We start from the raw sequence: 3,800 nt of genomic DNA, 5'->3' as shown, positions 1-3,800 counted from the left end.
TCGGGGCGCTGTTCTTTTCGCGTTGCGTGGCTGGGCCGATCCGGAACGCGTCAAGTCTTATCCGCACCATTGGGCGCACGTGGCGCAGCTCGGGCGCTTTCTGCGGCTCGCGAGGCGTGAAGGCTGCCGCGATGTGATCTTTATCGGAACGCTGTTGCGGCCGAGCTTCCGTCAGTTGATCAATTTCGATCTAGCGACACTACGCGTGTTGCCCTCGGCGATCCGTCATTTCTACGGGGGTGACAACCATCTGCTCACGGGCATGGCGCGCATGCTTGAAGACCACGGGTTCCGGCTGCTCGGCGCGCATGAGGTTGCGCCCGAAATCCTCGTTCAGGAAGGCTCGCTCGGACAGATGTCGCCCTCGGCCCGCGACATCGACGATATCGCGCATGGCCTTGAAGTGCTCCATACCCTCGGGCCGCTCGATATCGGGCAGGGCGTGGTGGTCGCGAACCGGCATGTCATCGCCGTCGAAGCTGCGGAGGGCACGGATCAGATGCTCGCGCGCGTGGCCGACTTGCGCCGCACCAAGCGCTTTCGCGCGCCGCTGGGCACCGGCGTTCTGGTCAAGGCTCCCAAGGCCGGTCAGGACCGGCGTTTTGATCTTCCATCCATCGGCCCGCGGACGGTCGAGGGGGTGGAGCAGGCGGGGCTTGCCGGACTCGCCGTCGTTGCCGGAGGCGCCATTGTCGCCGAACCACAAATTGTGGTTGAGAAGGCGGACCATGCCAAACTATTCGTGGTCGGTCTTCCGGAGTTCGGTGGCGGGACCTCATGAAAGTCTTTCTGGTTGCGACCGAAGAATCCGGTGATCGCCTTGGCGCCGCGTTGATGCAAGCCCTCAAGGCGAAACTCGGCGACAAGGTCGAGTTCCGCGGGGTCGGCGGCTACGAGATGGCCGCACAGGGGTTGCCTTCACTGTTCCGGATCGACGATCTCGCAATCGTCGGGCTGGCCGGGATCACTCAGGCGTTGCCGAAAATCGTCTCCCGCATCCTGCAGACGGCCCGCGCCGCGCTCGATGAGCGGCCGGACGTCATGGTGATCATCGACTCGCCGGACTTCACGCATCGGGTCGCGCGCAGGGTCCGGAAGAAGAACCGCTCCATTCCGATCGTGAACTATGTTTCGCCGTCGGTCTGGGCGTGGCGGCCGGGCCGCGCAAAGGCGATGAGCCGCTACATCGACCACGTGCTGGCGCTCCTGCCGTTCGAACCCGGCGTGCACAAGGAGCTTGGCGGGCCGCCCTGCACCTATGTCGGCCATCCGCTGGTGGAGCAGGTCGACGAGTTGCGGCCAAACGCCGAGGAGGCGGTCAAGCGCACAAGCGGCACGCCGCTGCTCCTCGTTTTGCCCGGAAGCCGCAAGAACGAGGTGCGGCGCTTGATCGAGCCGTTCGGACGCACGATCGAGCGCATCGCAAAGACAGTCTGGCCGATCGATATCGTGATCCCGACGACGCCTCATCTCCAGGACCTTGTCTTGCGCGAAACCGCGCGCTGGCCGCTGCGGCCGAAGATCGTTGTGAAGCGGGAGGATCGCCGTGCGGCGTTCCGTGCGGCGCGCGCAGCCCTTGCCAAATCCGGCACCGTCACCCTTGAGCTGGGGGTCTCCGGCGTTCCGATGATCACCGCCTACAAGGTGGCGAAATGGGAAGCCGCGATCGCGCGCCGCCTGATCCGGGTACCGTCAGTGATCCTGACCAATCTGGTCCTCGGCGAGAATGTCGTGCCGGAATTCATCCAGACCGACTGTACGCCCGAAAGTCTGTCCGCGGCGCTCACGCCGCTCCTGTCCGATACTCCGGAGCGCAGGCGGCAGGTTGAAGCGTTCGCCCGCCTCGACGAGATCATGCAGATCGGCCAGGCGCAGCCGGCGCGCCTCGCCGCAGATATCGTCGAGCAGGTCGCGCAGAAATCCCGGGTTCAAGCGTGATACCGCAATGCAAACGCCGGGCTAGCATCTGGCCCCGTAACCGCCTAATTTGCGCTCTCTTCTCACGTCGCCATTGACCGGCGAGCCCTCATGCGAAATGGCCATCATTTAAAAACACCAGCAATTACAGGCGTTTGCGGGTATCTTCCGGATTACGTGCTGAGCAATGCGGAACTGGCGCGGATGGTCGATACCTCCGATGCCTGGATCACCGAGCGTACAGGCATCCGGGAGCGCCGTATCCTCAAGGGCGAGGGGCTTGGCACGTCTCATATGGGCGCGCAGGCAGTGAAAGGCCTGCTCGAGCGGACCGGCAACAAGCCGTCCGACATCGACCTCCTGATCTGCGCGACCACGACGCCCGACTTCGTCTTTCCCTCGACCGCGAACCTGATCAGCGAAATGGTCGGCCTCGCGCCGATCGGATCGTTCGACGTTCAGGCCGCCTGTTCCGGCTTCATCTACGCCATCACGATCGCCTCGCAATTCGTGGCCAACGGCCAGTACAAGAAGGTCGTGGTGGTCGGCGCCGACAAGATGTCGGCGATCATCGACTATACCGATCGCGCGACCTGCGTGCTGTTCGGCGACGGCGCCGGCGCCGTGCTGATCGAACCCAGTCCGAACGGGGAGGGCATCCTCGACACGCTGATCCGCTCGGACGGCTCTGGAATGATCCATCTGCATCAGAAGGCCGGGGGCAGCCGGATGCCGCCGTCCGCGGAGACCGTCGCGAAGCGCCTGCACTACGTCCATCAGGAGGGGGCGGCGGTCTACAAGTTCGCGATCGCCAAGATGGCGGAAGTCGCCGGTGAGATCATGACGCGCAACAACCTGCGCGGCGACATGATCAAGTGGCTGGTGCCGCATCAGGCCAACCGCCGCATCATCGAGTCCACCGCCGAGCGCATGGGCATGCCGATGGAGCGCGTCATGATGACGATCCAGAAATACGGCAACACCACTGCTGCAACGATCCCGCTGTGCCTGTGGGACTACGAAGACCAGCTCAAGGTCGGTGACCGGCTGGTGCTCGCTGCCTTCGGCGGCGGCTTTACCTGGGGCGCGGCTTACGTGACCTGGGCCTACGACGGCGCCGAGCGCGTGGGGCGGATCAACGGCAACGGCGCGTCCTGATCTGACGAGCGCTCAGCAGGGCGATTAAGTCGAAGCCGCTGCCTTACTGCCTTGGATAACGGCGCGCTCGTCAGGCCGGCTTGCCGTATTTGTCCCAAAGCCAAAGCGCCAGCAGGATGATCAGTGAGCCGACGAACGCGGCCACGACATCGCGCAGCGAGATCGAAATCCGGTCGAGATTCGGAAACAGCCCGAACATCCGGAACAGAAAGCCGCCGACCAGTGCGCCGACAAGGCCGAGCGCGGCATTGCGCCAGACGCCGAAACCGGCCTTGTGCCAGGTGATGGCGTAACCGGCGAGCGTGCCGCCAAGCAGGCCAACGACGATCCAGACGATGAATTGCGAGACTGTCGGCATGGTACGTTTCCAGCGGTGCGACGGGTTGCAGGAAGCTCCGAGTCTTCCTGCGATGCTACCATGTCCGGAGTTCCAGCATGAAAAAAGCCGGCTTCTCAGCCGGCTTTTTGCACAATCGCACTGTCGGCGAAGGCGTTATGCCTTCCGGGTCGAGATCGGAACGTAGTCGCGCCGGGTCGGACCGGTATAGAGCTGGCGCGGACGCCCGATCTTTTGCTGCGGATCTTCGATCATTTCCTTCCACTGCGCGATCCAGCCGACGGTACGGGCGACGGCGAACAGCACGGTGAACATCGAGGTCGGGAAGCCCATCGCCTTCAGGGTGATGCCTGAATAGAAGTCGATGTTCGGATACAGCTTCTTCTCG

At 63.7% G+C, this 3,800-nt stretch carries 5 protein-coding genes; 3 read left to right on the top strand and 2 right to left on the bottom strand.

Annotated elements, in window-relative coordinates; genetic code table 11:
• The 3 genes from VNZ93_RS01090 to VNZ93_RS01080 form a co-directional block, all read left to right on the top strand.
• Positions 1–781: LpxI family protein (locus VNZ93_RS01090; RefSeq protein WP_325698833.1), on the top strand; the 781-nt coding region annotated here is incomplete at its 5' end.
• The gene (lpxB, locus tag VNZ93_RS01085) at positions 778–1,938 is read left to right on the top strand and encodes a lipid-A-disaccharide synthase (RefSeq protein WP_325698832.1); all 1,161 of its coding nucleotides are present in this window, start codon (positions 778–780) and stop codon (positions 1,936–1,938) included. The genes VNZ93_RS01090 and lpxB, both read left to right, overlap by 4 nt.
• Positions 1,939–2,028: 90 nt before the next feature.
• On the top strand, positions 2,029–3,075 hold the full coding sequence (locus VNZ93_RS01080; RefSeq protein ID WP_325698831.1) for a beta-ketoacyl-ACP synthase III: 1,047 nt from the start codon (positions 2,029–2,031) through the stop codon (positions 3,073–3,075).
• A gap of 70 nt (positions 3,076–3,145) precedes the next feature.
• Here the strand turns inward: VNZ93_RS01080 and VNZ93_RS01075 are convergent, their stop codons facing one another.
• Positions 3,146–3,433, bottom strand: a complete 288-nt coding sequence (locus VNZ93_RS01075) for a GlsB/YeaQ/YmgE family stress response membrane protein (RefSeq protein ID WP_325698828.1) — start codon at positions 3,431–3,433, stop codon at positions 3,146–3,148.
• A gap of 135 nt (positions 3,434–3,568) precedes the next feature.
• Positions 3,569–3,800, bottom strand: a 232-nt coding sequence (locus VNZ93_RS01070; protein WP_325698825.1) for a citrate/2-methylcitrate synthase, incomplete at its 5' end; no start/stop codon positions are given.

The sequence above is a fragment of the Pseudorhodoplanes sp. genome (genome assembly GCF_035565795.1).
Taxonomy (GTDB): domain Bacteria; phylum Pseudomonadota; class Alphaproteobacteria; order Rhizobiales; family Xanthobacteraceae; genus Pseudorhodoplanes.
The sequence above is the reverse complement of the archived record's forward strand: the minus strand, read 5'-3'. Positions and strand labels throughout refer to the sequence as shown.

What these genes read in the sequence shown, in the direction of transcription:
- lpxB (WP_325698832.1), top strand. Translation starts at nt 778, where the DNA reads ATGAAAGTCTTTCTGGTTGCGACCGAAGAATCCGGTGATCGCCTTGGC.
- VNZ93_RS01080 (WP_325698831.1), top strand. Translation starts at nt 2,029, where the DNA reads ATGCGAAATGGCCATCATTTAAAAACACCAGCAATTACAGGCGTTTGC.
- VNZ93_RS01075 (WP_325698828.1), bottom strand. Translation starts at nt 3,433, where the DNA reads ATGCCGACAGTCTCGCAATTCATCGTCTGGATCGTCGTTGGCCTGCTT.